Here is a 13,110-nt window from a genome sequence, read left to right as displayed (position 1 = left end):
CCATAAGTGTATTGCTTTCCAACAGGCTGTTCGAATCGATGTGTATCCCCAGCTTTATGCCATCTAACCCATGTCTGAACCTGTGTCTTATTCTTAATATTCAACTCCTGCATGATCTCTTTCATAGGTACGCCTGCCAATCTCATTTCTACAGCCTTCTGTTTCACTTCAAGCGGATAACTCACTCTTGTCCCCATAGAAAAAACACCTCCAAGTCTAATTTCGGATAACAATCATCCGTATTCAAACTTGAAGGTGTTTTTATTTGTCTCATCTTATGGGGTCAGTCCCTTTCCCCTTCTATTGACGAGAAGGGCTCTTTTTTATTTCAATTCCTCTAATTGTTTTACTTTTGGTTTGAACCGCACATGCTATATAGTAAGTTCTGCATAAGCTGGAACCTTCTCATTGTATCCTAAGAATGCCTCGTGTTATTTTTCGAGGGATGAGGCTCTAATCATCAGTGTATACGAGACAGTTTTTGCTTTATTGAAGAACATATAGGTCATGTTCGTTAAACAATGGCTAATGTGAAGAATTTAAAAGGGGATACAAACTTTATTTCTTTTGACTTGATTGCAACTATAAAATGAGGCTTAGAAAATTAATTGTAGGTAAATGTACCTAATGCAGGAATCACAGACAAGATAACAACTGTAATAATACTTAAAAGAGAATATATTTTCTTTCTTAATTTCTCCTTTTTTTCAAAAAATATATAGACTACCATACTTTTACATGGTATTATAGCATATGTTACATTATTATACAAAGGAGTCTTCATCATGAAAAAAATTGCAGTTTTAGTCGCACTCTGTACAGCTTTAATATTTACTCCATTTAATACTAAAGCTACAACAGCAGTCCAAAAAGACCATAAAACTATTAAACAAGAACTTCAAAAGTTTGATAAGCAAACAGATAGTGTGGAACTTGTTTATAACTTACCAAAAGATACACCTACTATTAAATTTGATAATGTAGAAGAATTCAAGAAAGCTGTTGCAGATTATGAAAAAGCTTCTAAAAACAAGAAGCTAAACGTTCAGGAGTATAATGATAATACAACTCCAACTAGCTATACATTCTTAGCTGCATCTTCTACAAAGACAGGAACAAAAAGAATACGTTGGAGTAATGCAGAAAGATTAAAATGGGCATATTCAGTTTGGTTGCCACATGATATGTGGATTGACTTTAAATATACATACACAGGATCAGGAAAATCTAGAAAATTCAAAAAAGTGACTTCCATTAAGTCTGACTCTTCAAGCTTCCCATCTTCTTGGCATCAATCTGTGTCAAACTATTCTTTTTATGATAAAAATAGAGGGGTTAAAATCCATATAAAAGGATCATTTGTATTGAGTGTGAATATTGCTGGACAATCGGTAGGAGCTAAATTTCCTGATTCGTACACAAAAAAATATCATTTTTAATTAGCAGGCCATCCGGCCTGCTTTTTTGCTTTAAAAAGAGAGTGCTTTACATCAATTATAGACAGGTTACAATCGATTTTGTGAATAACTGAATCTATTATCCTCCCACTAATTCCTACAAGCAGCAATAATCACCTCTTTTTTCTATTACTTATTAATATCTATAAAGTAAGCAGCTCCCATAAATGAAATGATCTCCCTTCGAAGCAAGAACGCTCCCATGTCCGGTCTTAATCGTGTTGGAAATATATCCAGAATCCGCATGGCCATAAAAATATTCCTGAGTGCTATCTAATCCTCTATTGCCCACAAGTTATTAACATTTATTCACAACGAGATAATTACTTACAGTGAATTATTATAGTACATTTCTAAAGGAGTGTTTAAAATGAAAGTGAAAAGTTTTTACTGGGTTTGCATTGTCTCTTGCTTTACTAGTTTCCAGAGCTCCTGCTTTTGTAACATCTGCTTAGGCTACAAGCACAACCAATTAATTATGAAGCAAAAGCGTTAACAAATTGTATAGCAACACAATTCGGTCCAAATTATTAAAGAAACGAAATTCCAAACGTCTATGATGTTGTGCGTTAATAAGTGGTATCTAAAAGGTGTTTCTTCGTGAAGTGGGGATTTGGTATGGAAATTATGAACTGGGCTAAAAAAATACGACTTCATGAGTTGCGTCATACAATGGTTACTTTATTAATTGAAGCTGGTGCAAATTATAGAGCGATTCAAGAACGAGTCGGTCACGCCAGCTATCGAACTACATTCGATAGATATGGCCATGTAACAAAAAAATTAGCTGATGAGACAGCTGAACTATTCCATAATTTTGACCCTAAAAAGGGATAGGTCAATGAATTTTGAAGCCAAAGAATCAAGTTCGCCAACAGTTTGCCAACAACTCGCGAATTTGATAAACCGGCTTTATAAAAGCAAAGTAAAAAACCCTTGCTTCGCAAGGGTTTAAGCTATGATTCCGACTGGGCTCGAACCAGCGACCTCTACCCTGTCAAGGTAGCGCTCTCCCAGCTGAGCTACGGAATCATGATATGTATATGTTGCTGGGTATGTGGTTGTCTTTCTGACAAGTTCTATTATATAATCTTCCCTTCTATTCGTCAACTGCTTTTTTAGAAAAAATTTTTTTCGGACTTGCTGTTCCGTTCCTCGGCTATTATAATATGTCTTAATTTTCTAACAATAGGGGTGGTGGGGTTTGGGTTCTTTGATTTCTTCTGATGATGTTTGGGTATTGTGGGGATTTATTGCGGTGTGGGCGGCAGTGAGCATCGGGCTGGAGCAGCGCTTTAAGTGGGCGTCCGCTGTGTCCGGAGCGATTATTGCGCTTTTAGGTGCTATGGTGTTTACAAATATAGGAGTTCTTCCTGTTGAATCGCCTGTGTATGATACTGTTTGGTCTTATGTGGTGCCGCTGGCGATTCCTCTTTTGCTGTTTCAGATCAATGTGCGCCAGATTTTTAAGGAAAGCAGGCGTTTGCTCTTTATTTTTCTGATTAGCTCCGCTGGCACTGTGCTTGGGAGCATCCTCTCTTTTTTTCTATTCAAACAGCATATTCCTTATCTCGATAAAATCGCCGGAATGATCAGCGCCTCTTATATCGGCGGCGGGATCAACTTTGCGGCGATGGCGGCAAAATTTGAGACGCCGGGGGAATATGTGTCGGCTACCGTTGTGGCTGACAATGTGATGATGGCGATTTTGTTTTTTATAGTAATCAGTATTCCTGCAGTTCAATGGTTTCAGCGGCATTATGCTATGCCGTTTGAAGAAAAAGTAAAAGCCGATGGAAAGAGCGGAAACAGTGCAGAAAGCTATTGGAAACGGAAGGACATTTCCTTAAAGGATATCGCTTTTAATGCCGGTGCTGCTTTTGCGCTTGTTGCGGTTAGTGTGAAGATTTCCGGCTTTTTTAAAAGCCTTTTTTCTCATCCCCTTTTGACCGGAACGCTTGGCGATCAGTATCTGATGCTTACGTCTTTAACTGTTCTCATCATTTTTCTTTTCCCGCGTTTTTTTGAAAAGCTTAATGGCTCTCAGGAGCTTGGAACCTTTTTGATTTATTTGTTTTTTGTAGTGATTGGCATTCCTGCAGATCTGCGCTTAATCGTTACCAATGCGCCTCTTATTCTATTATTTGTGTTTATCATTGCGATTAGCAATTTAACTGTTTCCTTAGCCGTCGGAAAATTGTTCCGCGTGCGGCTGGAGGAAATTCTGCTCGCTGTCAACGCTGCTGTCGGGGGGCCTACAACAGCGGCTGCGATGGCAATTGCCAAGGGTTGGCGGGAGCTTGTCGCCCCGATCATGCTTGTCGGTACGCTCGGCTACTTAATTGGAAACTATGTCGGCACCTTTATGGGAAACTGGTTTTCTTCTTTCTTATAAAAAGGATTTTTGCACTTACCTCAGAATCATGTAAGAGGAATGCTTACATTGGAACGGAGAGATTACTGGTATGTTAAAAGGAAAAAACATCTATATAAGACCTTTAGAAGTAAAGGATGCGGGAGAAAATCTGCGGCTGCAAAGCGAAAATCGGGACTTTTTTGAACAGTTCTCCATGATACGCGCAGACGATTATTATACGATTGAGGGTCAGAGAAAACGAATAAGGGAGTATCAGCAAAGGCTGGAGAAAGATGAAGAATATCACTTTGGCATTTTTACAGCATCAGATGATACATTAATCGGGACGGTTTCCCTCTTCCAAGTCATCCGCGGTGCGCTGCAAACTGCGTTCATCGGATATTTTTTAGACAAAGCCCATAATGGAAAGGGACTCATGACAGAAGCGGTCAGATTGGTTGTTGATTATGCGTTCCACGAATTGAAACTGCATCGCATTGAAGCCGGTGTGATGCCCCGCAATCTCGGGTCCATGCGTGTATTGAAAAAAGCGGGATTTCATAAAGAGGGCATCGCTCGAAAAAATGTGAAAATCAACGGAAAATGGGAGGATCATCAAGTCCTCGCGATTCTGAATCATGATGATGAACAATAAAAGAAGCCGGGCCATCCCCGGCTTCTTTTTAACGGACCGCCACTGGCGCAATTTCTTTTAGCGCTTGTTCGAAATCACGTTCTAAATCGTCTGCATGTTCGACTCCCACGCTAAGACGAAGCAGGCCGTCTGTGATGCCGCGTTTTTCACGCTCTTCCCTAGGCATTGCCGCGTGAGACATCGTTGCCGGATAGGACAAAATCGATTCCACAGCGCCAAGGCTCACAGCAAAGACCGGAAGTGATACATTCTCTACTAATTTCTTAACGGCCTCTTTGCTTTCAAGCTCAAAAGATAGCACGGCGCCCGCTCCCGTTGACTGGCTTTTATGGGTTTCAGCGCCCGGATGATCAGACAGCCCCGGGTAATACACTCGTTTCACCGCCGGATGCTTTTGGAAAAACTCCGCAAGCCGCTGCGCTGTTTGGCTTGCTTTTTCTAAACGAACCTGCAATGTTTTTAAGCCGCGCAGCACGAGCCAGCAATCTTGTACGCCAAGGACGGCGCCGAACGCGTTTTGCAGCTTATACAGCTGCTTCCCAAGCTCTTCATCCTTGACAGCAGCCAGGCCTGACAGCACATCGCTGTGTCCGCTCAGGAACTTTGTTGCGCTGTGAAGCACAATGTCCACACCGAGATCAAGCGGCCGCTGCAGTGCAGGTGTCATGAATGTATTGTCCAAAAAGGTCAAACAGCCGTTTTCTTTTGCAAGCTGAACCACCGCTTGAATATCTGTAATCCCAAGTGTCGGATTTGAGGGTGTCTCCATATAAATGACCTTTGTATTCGGCTTGATATTCCGCGCCACTTCGTTACTATCCGTCATATCAACAAACGTGTGCTCAATGCCAAACCGGGTCAGCACCTCTGTTACCATGCGGAAGGTTCCGCCGTATACATCTTCTGTCACAAGAACGTGATCGCCCTGTGACAGCAGTAAAAATGCTGTTGAGATGGCCGCCATGCCTGAACTGAAAGCAAATCCTCTCGTTCCGCCTTCCAGTGCGGCAATTGTTTCTTCGAGCGCTGTTCTTGTCGGCGTGCCTGAGCGGCTGTAATCGTATGCGCCAAACTCTTCAAATGAGGATTGGTGAAAAGTCGATGCGTGCTGGATCGGTACACTGACCGCTCCTGTTGAGCCGTCTGTTTTAAATGGATTGTGCACGAGCTGGGTTTCCAGCGACCAATTGTGATTACTCAAATGAAACAGCTCCCTCTTTAACCTGACATAACGCCTGTTTTAAGTCTTCTTTTAGGTCTTCCGCATGTTCAATTCCAACTGAAAAACGCAGCAAACGATTGCAGACTCCATTTGCGATGCGGATTTCTTCAGGAATATCCATGTGCGTCTGTGTGGCAGGGTATGTAATAAAGCTCTCCACCCCGCCGAGGCTTTCTGCGAAACAAATGGTCTTCAGCGCTTTTAAAAACGGGTTGACCCACTCTTCTTTTTGAAGACGGAAGGACAGCATGCCACCCTTTCCGGGATACAGTACATCGGCAATTTCCTCCTGCTCTTCTAAAAATGCCGCAAGCTCCTGCGCGTTTGCCTGATGCTGGCGCATTCTGAGGCTCAGCGTTTTCATCCCTCTCATCAGAAGCCACGAATCAAACGGAGGCAGGACGGCGCCGATCGCATTTTGGTGTTGAAACATTTCTTCACCAAGCTGCTCATCCTTTACAACGACAAGTCCCGCAAGCAGGTCATTATGCCCGCCTAAATACTTGGTTGCACTGTGAATCACAATGTCGGCTCCCAGCTCAAGCGGCCGCTGCAAGACCGGTGTATAAAATGTATTATCAACGATCAGCAGAAGACCGTACTCTTTAGTAATCCGGGCAATCTTTTCAATGTCCGCCTCCTGCATGAGCGGATTTGTCGGCGTTTCTACAAACACCGCTTTTGTATTCGGCGTAATCTTAGAGCGTAAACAGTCCTCATCGCTGAAATCATCATAATGAAAGGTCAATCCGTATTTTTTCCACTCGTTTTCAAACAGACGGTACGTGCCGCCATATAGGTCCGATGAAACGATCAGTTCATCTCCGCTTTTAAACAGCGCCATAATCGTTTGGATGGCAGCCATTCCTGAACTGAAGGCAAGCCCCCTCGCGCCGTTTTCTAAGCTGGCGATCGCGTCCTCAACAAGCTGGCGTGTCGGATTTTTTGTGCGGACATAATCAAATCCGGTTGATTCTCCGATCCCTCTGTGGCGGTAGGCTGTTGATAAATAAATAGGAGGACTCACTGTTCCCGTGACTTCGTCGCTTCGGTTCCCGATTTGGGCTAATTTCGTTTCAACGTGCTGTGACATATAGCTGACACCTTCCCTTTTCATAATAAAAACCCCTTCTTCATAAGAAGAAGGGGTTTAACGCTTCTTCTTATCTTCCAAGCATAAAAAAACGCTTGCTGGATTTAGCACCTTGGCGTTTTGCACATATGCAAAACAAGCCGGTTGCTGAGGTTTCTAAGGGCCAGTCCCTCCACCTCTCACGATAAGAAATATCGGTTTCAATTTTCTGATTGTTTTATATTAGCGCAATTTGCAGTTTATTTCAACTCTTTTTTCTTCGAATTCCGAACCGTTTAAAGAGAGAAATTTCTAATAATTCATGGTACAATAATGGAAAACAGCAAGAAAGTCTAGTGATGTCCTGGAGGAATGTATTATGGCACCGAAAAACGGTACAGTGCAAGAAAAGAAATTCTTTTCCAAAGAGCTTAACGAGGAAATGACATTGCTCGTTTATCTGCCGTCCAACTACTCCCCCCTTTATAAATACCATGTCATTATCGCGCAGGACGGCCACGATTATTTCAGGCTGGGGAGAATCGGCAGACAGGTCGAAGAATTGCTGTCCAAGCGAGAAATAGACCGGAGCATTATTATCGGTGTTCCTTATAAGGATGTAAAAGAGCGCAGAAAAACCTACCATCCGGAAGGCTCAAAATTTTCGGCGTATAAACGGTTCATCGCCCATGAGCTCGTTCCGTTTGCAGATGACGAGTATCCAACCTATCAAGTCGGCTACGGTCGGACGCTGATTGGTGATTCTCTCGGAGCGACCGTTTCTCTTATGACAGCGCTTGATTATCCGAATATGTTCGGAAATATTATCATGCAGTCTCCCTATGTTGACAAACATGTATTGGAAGCTGTGAAACAGTCAGACGATATCACACACCTCTCTATTTATCACCAAATCGGAACAAAAGAAACTGACGTCCACACGACAGACGGAAACATTCTGGATTTTACAGAACCGAACCGGGAGCTGAAACAGCTGCTGGAGAAGAAGCTTTCCGATTATGATTTTGAACCATTTGACGGAGACCATAAGTGGACATACTGGCAGCCGCTTATCACGCCGGCCCTGAAAAAAATGCTTTAATAATCAATCATACTTTATTTCCAGGAGGGACATAATATGAAATACGGAATCGTTTTATTTCCATCAAAAAAACTCCAAGACCTTGCGAACTCTTACAGAAAGCGCTATGATCCAAGCTATTCCCTGATCCCGCCCCATTTGACGCTAAGAACATCGTTTGAATTGACGGAGGAGAAAGCGGATCAGCTTGTATCACATCTGAGAAACATCGCAAAGGAGTCCCATCCGGTCGTTCTCAAAATGACAAAATACAGCTCATTTGCTCCTGTTAATAATGTCATTTACATGAAAGCAGAGCCGACGGAAGAATTAAAAACACTCAATGAAAAGCTATACACCGGTGTGCTGGCTGGTGAACAGGAATACGCTTTTGTTCCGCATGTGACGGTAGGCCAAAACCTTTCCGACGATGAGCATTCGGATGTCCTCGGTCAATTAAAAATGCAGGAAGTGTCGCATGAAGAAATCGTTGATCGTTTCCACTTGCTTTACCAGCTGGATAATGGTTCGTGGACAGTATATGAAACCTTTTTGCTAGGCAAAGGAGAATAGTATTTGGAAGCAGTTATCGCAAAAAATGAAAAACAAATGAAAGATGCATTTCATGTAAGAAAAGAAGTCTTTGTCAAAGAACAAAACGTGCCTGCTGAAGAAGAAATTGACGAACTTGAAAATGAGTCGGAGCATATCGTTGTGTATGACGGCGAAACGCCTGTCGGTGCCGGAAGATGGCGTATGAAGGACGGCTACGGCAAGTTAGAACGGATTTGCGTATTGAAAAGCCATCGCTCCTCCGGCGTAGGCGGCATCATTATGAAGGCACTCGAAAAAGCGGCTTCAGACGGCGGCGCTTCCGGTTTCATTTTAAACGCGCAAACGCAGGCCGTGCCGTTTTACAAAAAACACGGGTATCGCGTTCTTTCTGAAAAAGAATTTTTCGATGCCGGCATTCCCCACTTACAAATGATTAAGGACTAAACAGCATCCGGGTCTATTGAGATCCGGATTTTTTCCGCACATTAAAAACCGTTCTCTCTGGATATGAACGGTTTTTATACATATCGATTAATATAAGTGCCCATCCCTTTTTCTCGAAATCTCTTATAAAGAGAGCGCTTACGTTTTGTCTCGTTTACTTTTCTTTCAGCAGCTGTTTGATTCTCCTGCTGCTTTTCAAGTTCCTTGTATACCCGCTGAAACGAGACATAGTTGATTTTTTCGGTTCCGGCGTAATCCTGCTTGTGTCCAATCGTCCTATTTGCATATTGAGCGTATTGCTGGTTCTGAATTTGACCTGCATATATCATGCGATACCCACCCTTCTGCTGTTCCTTTTCCCTTAAACTGACTTTTTGAAACACGTTTCTTTTGATATGATAGTCTTTGTCTGTAATGAACACCTTTTTTTGATTGGGAGGATCCCTGTTTGAAATGCGCCCGACTGAATGATCGAACCATACATTTACATACATATTCGAGAGAACATTACCAATTCCTCTTTGAAGAAGGAATAAAAGGACGTTTATTTTGTTCTCATTGCGGAAAACCCGTCTTGTTAAGGCTCAACATCGCCGATCCGCCGGAGTTTATCCACCGCCAGCCAGGCTATTTTCCGGCATGTGAAAAGGCCTGCGAAACGAAACCCATTAAAGAAGAGAAAAAAGAAGATGATCAGGAATTCGGTGTCTTTCGTTTACCCAAGGGAAAAGCGATCACTGATGACTCGTCTTCAGCTGCCACGGAATGGAAGCGGCCTAGAACCATTAAACCCGGAACACCCTTTGTACAAAAAACAATAAAACCTGATACGAGTCTTTTTCCGTCTGTCGGCTTGAACTCGGATCAGCTGAAAGCTGTCACAGAAACGGAAGGCCCGCTGCTAGTGCTTGCAGGTGCGGGAAGCGGGAAAACACGGGTGTTAACGGCGCGCGCCGCCCACATGATCGAACACTTGGGCATACCGCCGGAACACATGCTGCTCGTCACCTTTACAACAAAAGCTGTCGCTGAAATGAAAGAGCGTATGGCGAAGCAGTACGGATTACAGCCGGCAAAAGTGAGACGGCTTGTCACCGGAACATTCCATAGCTTGTTTTATAAAATCTTGTATCACTATGATTCTGCTAAATGGAACGGCGAGCATCTGCTGAAAATGGAATGGCAGCGGGAACAATATATCAAAAAAGCACTCTATGAAGAAGGCATAGATGAGAAGGAGTTCCCCGTTGATCAGGCCTTGCAGCAGATCGGTTTCTGGAAAAACACTTATGTGCCGAATGAACGCATTCCTTTGCAAGATGAGTGGGAAAAACAAGTCTATCGTTTATATGAACATTATGAACGCAAAAAAAAAGAACACAATCAATTTGATTTTGATGATATGGCATCCGCCTGCTATGAATTGTTTATCGATCGGCCGGATCTTCTCGAACAATATCAATCTCGGTTTACCTATATCTTAATTGATGAGTTTCAGGACATTAACCCGGTTCAATATAAAATCATGCAAATGCTCGCCAGTCCGGAGCAAAATCTGTGCTGTGTCGGGGACGATGACCAATCCATCTACGCGTTTCGGGGAAGTAATCCGTCCTTTATACTTGATTTTCAAAAGGATTATCCTGAAGCGAAGACGATCTATTTAACTGCAAACTACAGGTCTACGCATCCGATCGTATTCAGCGCTGATACCGTCGTGAAAAAGAACAAAAACAGGTATGCCAAAATGCTTGAAGCGGCGCGTGATGACGTCCAGGCCCCTGTGCTGTTTTATCCTTATGACGAAGAGGAAGAAGCCACAATGGTAGTTTCCGATATCAAAGAAAAAATCCAAAACGGGGCGAGCCCTGAAGACTTTGCAGTTCTCTACCGCACAAACAGCGGAGGCCGCGCCATATACGAAAGGCTTCATCATTCGTCAATTCCGTATACAGCAGACCGCGGCGTACAGTCGTTTTACAGCAGACGGATTGTCCGCCAGATTCTCGCATACTTGTACGCCAGCCAAAATGAGGATGACACTGAGGCGATGAAGCAGTTGCTGCCAGCCTTGTTCTTAAAACAGTCTGCTTTGAACACACTGAAGGCGCTCTCGATTACCGAGGACTGCACCATGATTAAAGCGCTGGTCAAACTGCCTGATCTAAAGCCGTTCCAGCTGGACAAAATCAAGAAGATCGTACCGTTTTTTGCAAGCCTCCGCACGATGAAGCCGGTGGAAGCGATCACCTTTGCAGAAGGAAAAATGGGCTTCTCGGAGTATTTAAAAAAACGGGGTAATGAGGGCAATAAGCTGGAAAAAGGATCCGACGACCTGCGTGACATCAAGGTCGTCGCCAAGAAATTCAAAACGATTCCTGACTTTCTCGCCCACGTTGACCATATGAGAGCCGCTGAGAAAAACAAAACAGTTGAAAATGGCGTTCAGCTGATGACCATTCACCGGTCAAAAGGCCTTGAATTTAAAACCGTCTACGTGTTAGGCGCGGTAGATGGCTCAATTCCTCACGATTTCTCATTAGAAACAGCGAGAAAAGGAGATGAAGCTCCACTTGAGGAAGAAAGGCGCCTTTTATATGTAGCGATGACCCGGGCAAAACAGCATTTATATTTGTCTTGTCCCGCCAACAGGCGCGGTAAAACGGCTCACCGTTCAAGATTTTTGTATCCGTTATTACAGCAAGTAAGACAGCCCTTGCACAACTAACAGCCCGGCAGTGATCTGCTGGGTTTTTTCTGTAAAAAAGGCCCGCTGAAAAAGTCAGCCAGGCCATTCGCTTATTTATTATCCAGCATTTTAGAAATGGTTCCAAAATCAAGCTTTTCTTTACCGCTTGTAATGGATTGCACAATTTTATCTTCTAATTCTTTCGGCACGCGTCTGTTTGCCAGCTGTGCTACACGGCTAATCACGCTGCGCACTGTGTTTTCGTCTTTAAAATTGGCGTTTTGAAGAGAGCCGGCAAGATTCATGACATCCTGCATATTAACGCCTGTTTTCTTTTCGATGTTCTTAAAAAATTGATTATCCATAATGCGCCTCCTTTTGGCGGAGTGATATGGTATTGTATGAATGTACACTATTCAATGTGCTTCCTTAAAAAAAAATAAACAAGGCAAGGAAGCACAGGGTGTTACCCGTACTTCCTCAATTCACCTTAGAAGTTACAAAAAGATGCACCCACGATGATAAGCAGAATGAATAATACAACCAATAGAACAAATGTTGAACCATAGCCGCCACCACTGTAACCGCCAGCATAACCGCTGTAGCCGCCACAGCCGTAGCCGCCTCCGAATCCATAGCCCATAGATAAGCACCTCCTTTACTCTTTATACACTATGTGAGTCATTTTATTCGGCTTGGATATTCGCATAGGGCGCTTGCGGATTTACGATGGGTCATACTGAGCCTGTTGTTTTTTTAGTAAAGCTTCGGTTTTTTCCGTCAGCTCTTCAATCTCCTCTTCAAACGCCAGACCTGCTTCGTCGAATGCATCCAAGTCTTTTCTGATGTTGCTCATGATGTCTTCATGCTTTTTTTGCTTTTGTTCGTGAGGTTCATATTTTCCTTCTATCCATTTTTCGAACTCATTCACTGCTATCCCCCCACTTAGATATATGCTGAACGAGACCGCTCCGTTAACAAAAACAAAAAACCGGAGATCTCCGGTTTTCGTTGTTGCCACGCTATTTAGGCTTTTTCTTTTTATTTCCGCACCCGCAGCCTTTCTTTTTAATCTTTTTTGTTTGATTTGATGAATCTTTATATGGAGTCTTATGGGAAGGTTTATTGAATTGATTCATTTAGTTCCCTTCCTTTCCTTATGTCATATATATGCTACTTTATGCGGTTACTGACCGAAAGTTGATGGTGGTAACGCCTTATTCTTCCAGCCATCTTGATACGAGGGTTTCTATAATGCCGGCAAGACCGGCGATCGCCAGCAGTAAAATCAGCCACTGCGCCACTTGCGGGATCAAAGCCCGGCACAAAATCAAAAAACCGGCACACCACACACCTGTACACCAATAGCAGCTCAGCAATTCACCGATAAAGGCCCTCATGCCTGTTCCCTTAATGACAATATACGTTTCCATATTCCCGTCCGCATCCTTCTCCTCCTTCTCTTCATGAAAAAGGCTGCGAAGGGGCGCCATAATCGTGTCAAACACCAGCAAGCGAGTGAGCCGAAAGACCGCAAGCGAAAGAAGGAAAAGAGACAACCAACTTATAACCACTTGTT

Annotated in this window: 16 protein-coding genes, 1 tRNA gene and 1 riboswitch; of the genes, 8 read left to right on the top strand and 9 right to left on the bottom strand. The window is 43.3% G+C overall.

Annotated elements, in window-relative coordinates; genetic code table 11:
* On the bottom strand, positions 1 to 197 hold a 197-nt coding region (locus tag MOF34_RS04410), incomplete at its 3' end, for a helix-turn-helix domain-containing protein (protein ID WP_268398731.1).
* Positions 198 to 785: 588 nt separating this feature from the next.
* Between MOF34_RS04410 and MOF34_RS04405 the strand changes: the two genes are divergently transcribed.
* Positions 786 to 1,439 carry a hypothetical protein gene (locus MOF34_RS04405; RefSeq protein ID WP_268398729.1) on the top strand — a complete coding sequence of 218 codons (654 nt, stop codon included), beginning with the start codon at positions 786 to 788 and terminating at the stop codon, positions 1,437 to 1,439.
* Positions 1,440 to 2,075: 636 nt separating this feature from the next.
* A complete protein-coding gene (locus tag MOF34_RS04400; RefSeq protein WP_419901022.1) occupies positions 2,076 to 2,294 on the top strand; it encodes a tyrosine-type recombinase/integrase in 219 nt (72 codons plus the stop codon).
* A gap of 122 nt (positions 2,295 to 2,416) precedes the next feature.
* On the opposite strand, the gene MOF34_RS04395 is transcribed toward MOF34_RS04400, so the two are convergent.
* Positions 2,417 to 2,489: transfer RNA gene (locus MOF34_RS04395), tRNA-Val, on the bottom strand.
* A 172-nt stretch (positions 2,490 to 2,661) separates the two neighbouring features.
* On the opposite strand from MOF34_RS04395, the gene MOF34_RS04390 reads away from it, so the two are divergent.
* Both MOF34_RS04390 and MOF34_RS04385 read left to right on the top strand, forming a co-directional pair.
* Positions 2,662 to 3,852 carry a DUF819 family protein gene (locus MOF34_RS04390; RefSeq protein ID WP_268398727.1) on the top strand — a complete coding sequence of 397 codons (1,191 nt, stop codon included), beginning with the start codon at positions 2,662 to 2,664 and terminating at the stop codon, positions 3,850 to 3,852.
* Positions 3,853 to 3,922: 70 nt separating this feature from the next.
* Complete coding sequence (locus MOF34_RS04385; protein ID WP_268398725.1) at positions 3,923 to 4,468, top strand: GNAT family N-acetyltransferase; 546 nt, start codon at positions 3,923 to 3,925, stop codon at positions 4,466 to 4,468.
* Positions 4,469 to 4,496: 28 nt separating this feature from the next.
* Here MOF34_RS04385 and metC read toward each other — a convergent pair whose 3' ends face one another.
* Together metC and metI are read right to left on the bottom strand one after the other, a co-directional pair.
* Positions 4,497 to 5,669: a cystathionine beta-lyase gene (gene metC / locus MOF34_RS04380; RefSeq protein ID WP_268398724.1), complete on the bottom strand. Its 1,173-nt coding sequence runs from the start codon at positions 5,667 to 5,669 to the stop codon at positions 4,497 to 4,499.
* Positions 5,662 to 6,783 (bottom strand): cystathionine gamma-synthase/O-acetylhomoserine thiolyase, encoded by a 1,122-nt coding sequence (gene metI, locus MOF34_RS04375; RefSeq protein WP_079288710.1) that lies wholly within the window; start codon positions 6,781 to 6,783, stop codon positions 5,662 to 5,664. The genes metC and metI overlap by 8 nt, the downstream gene beginning before the upstream one ends.
* A 67-nt stretch (positions 6,784 to 6,850) precedes the next feature.
* Positions 6,851 to 6,974: riboswitch (SAM riboswitch) on the bottom strand.
* Between the two features lie 167 nt (positions 6,975 to 7,141).
* Here metI and MOF34_RS04370 point away from each other — a divergent pair.
* From MOF34_RS04370 to MOF34_RS04360, 3 genes are read left to right on the top strand one after another with little or no spacing between them, the layout of a single operon-like run.
* Complete coding sequence (locus MOF34_RS04370; RefSeq protein ID WP_019714014.1) at positions 7,142 to 7,864, top strand: esterase family protein; 723 nt, start codon at positions 7,142 to 7,144, stop codon at positions 7,862 to 7,864.
* A 36-nt stretch (positions 7,865 to 7,900) separates the two neighbouring features.
* Positions 7,901 to 8,416, top strand: coding sequence for a YjcG family protein (locus MOF34_RS04365; protein ID WP_019714013.1), 516 nt, complete (start codon positions 7,901 to 7,903; stop codon positions 8,414 to 8,416).
* A gap of 3 nt (positions 8,417 to 8,419) precedes the next feature.
* Positions 8,420 to 8,842, top strand: a complete 423-nt coding sequence (locus MOF34_RS04360; RefSeq protein ID WP_268398722.1) for a GNAT family N-acetyltransferase — start codon at positions 8,420 to 8,422, stop codon at positions 8,840 to 8,842.
* 74 nt (positions 8,843 to 8,916) lie between these two features.
* On the opposite strand, the gene MOF34_RS04355 is transcribed toward MOF34_RS04360, so the two are convergent.
* A complete protein-coding gene (locus MOF34_RS04355) occupies positions 8,917 to 9,171 on the bottom strand; it encodes a hypothetical protein (protein ID WP_029317022.1) in 255 nt (84 codons plus the stop codon).
* Between the two features lie 119 nt (positions 9,172 to 9,290).
* On the opposite strand from MOF34_RS04355, the gene MOF34_RS04350 reads away from it, so the two are divergent.
* The gene (locus MOF34_RS04350) at positions 9,291 to 11,570 is read left to right on the top strand and encodes an ATP-dependent helicase (protein WP_268398720.1); all 2,280 of its coding nucleotides are present in this window, start codon (positions 9,291 to 9,293) and stop codon (positions 11,568 to 11,570) included.
* Positions 11,571 to 11,641: 71 nt separating this feature from the next.
* Here the strand turns inward: MOF34_RS04350 and spoVIF are convergent, their stop codons facing one another.
* The 4 genes from spoVIF to MOF34_RS04330 form a co-directional block, all read right to left on the bottom strand.
* Positions 11,642 to 11,896 carry a sporulation-specific transcription regulator SopVIF gene (gene spoVIF / locus MOF34_RS04345; RefSeq protein ID WP_019714009.1) on the bottom strand — a complete coding sequence of 85 codons (255 nt, stop codon included), beginning with the start codon at positions 11,894 to 11,896 and terminating at the stop codon, positions 11,642 to 11,644.
* A gap of 125 nt (positions 11,897 to 12,021) precedes the next feature.
* Positions 12,022 to 12,174, bottom strand: coding sequence for a YjcZ family sporulation protein (locus MOF34_RS04340; RefSeq protein ID WP_019714008.1), 153 nt, complete (start codon positions 12,172 to 12,174; stop codon positions 12,022 to 12,024).
* Between the two features lie 81 nt (positions 12,175 to 12,255).
* Positions 12,256 to 12,462, bottom strand: a complete 207-nt coding sequence (locus MOF34_RS04335) for a hypothetical protein (RefSeq protein WP_019714007.1) — start codon at positions 12,460 to 12,462, stop codon at positions 12,256 to 12,258.
* Positions 12,463 to 12,748: 286 nt separating this feature from the next.
* Positions 12,749 to 13,105 carry a DUF1360 domain-containing protein gene (locus tag MOF34_RS04330; protein ID WP_019714005.1) on the bottom strand — a complete coding sequence of 119 codons (357 nt, stop codon included), beginning with the start codon at positions 13,103 to 13,105 and terminating at the stop codon, positions 12,749 to 12,751.
* Between the last annotated feature and the right edge of the window lie 5 nt (positions 13,106 to 13,110).

The organism is Bacillus sp. T17B1, assembly GCF_026796395.1.
Lineage (GTDB): Bacteria > Bacillota > Bacilli > Bacillales > Bacillaceae > Bacillus > Bacillus spizizenii_A.
The sequence above is the reverse complement of the archived record's forward strand: the minus strand, read 5'-3'. Positions and strand labels throughout refer to the sequence as shown.

Bases quoted from the DNA above. Each gene is read 5' to 3' on its own strand.
- MOF34_RS04405 (WP_268398729.1), top strand. From the start codon at position 786: ATGAAAAAAATTGCAGTTTTAGTCGCACTCTGTACAGCTTTAATATTT.
- MOF34_RS04400 (WP_419901022.1), top strand. From the start codon at position 2,076: ATGGAAATTATGAACTGGGCTAAAAAAATACGACTTCATGAGTTGCGT.
- MOF34_RS04385 (WP_268398725.1), top strand. From the start codon at position 3,923: ATGTTAAAAGGAAAAAACATCTATATAAGACCTTTAGAAGTAAAGGAT.
- metI (WP_079288710.1), bottom strand. From the start codon at position 6,783: ATGTCACAGCACGTTGAAACGAAATTAGCCCAAATCGGGAACCGAAGC.
- MOF34_RS04370 (WP_019714014.1), top strand. From the start codon at position 7,142: ATGGCACCGAAAAACGGTACAGTGCAAGAAAAGAAATTCTTTTCCAAA.
- MOF34_RS04365 (WP_019714013.1), top strand. From the start codon at position 7,901: ATGAAATACGGAATCGTTTTATTTCCATCAAAAAAACTCCAAGACCTT.
- MOF34_RS04355 (WP_029317022.1), bottom strand. From the start codon at position 9,171: ATGATATATGCAGGTCAAATTCAGAACCAGCAATACGCTCAATATGCA.
- spoVIF (WP_019714009.1), bottom strand. From the start codon at position 11,896: ATGGATAATCAATTTTTTAAGAACATCGAAAAGAAAACAGGCGTTAAT.
- MOF34_RS04340 (WP_019714008.1), bottom strand. From the start codon at position 12,174: ATGGGCTATGGATTCGGAGGCGGCTACGGCTGTGGCGGCTACAGCGGT.